Origin of the sequence: Pseudomonas sp. 2822-17, from assembly GCF_002742485.1 — a bacterium.
Lineage (GTDB): Bacteria > Pseudomonadota > Gammaproteobacteria > Pseudomonadales > Pseudomonadaceae > Aquipseudomonas > Aquipseudomonas cyclaminis.
In genome coordinates, this window is record NZ_LJRZ01000258.1 from 1 (window position 1) to 322 (window position 322).

Genomic DNA, 322 nt, shown 5'->3' on the forward strand with positions numbered 1-322 from the left:
ATTATAAAGCTACCTCGGAATCTATTAACTTGCCATCTTCTAGTTCATAAATTTGGTCAGCGATATGCAAAACGCTTGGATCATGTGTTGTCAAAATGATGGTCATGTTTTGTTCATCTACTAACTTTCGAAACAACTGCATGATTTGGAAGGTTCGTTTCGAATCTAGTTCTGCCGTCGGCTCATCAGCTAAAATTAACGAAGGACGATTAGCGATGGCTCTAGCAATGGCAACACGTTGTTGTTCCCCACCTGATAGTTCATACGGACGGTGTTTGGCACGTTTTGAAAGTCCTACCCAATCCAATGCTTCCTTCACACG

Annotated in this window: 1 protein-coding gene; it reads right to left on the reverse strand. The window is 41.9% G+C overall.

Annotated features, from left to right (window positions below):
* Position 1: 1 nt before the first annotated feature.
* The coding region (locus tag AOA60_RS03700) for an ABC transporter ATP-binding protein (RefSeq protein ID WP_143522370.1) at positions 2 to 322 on the reverse strand (321 nt) is incomplete at its 5' end.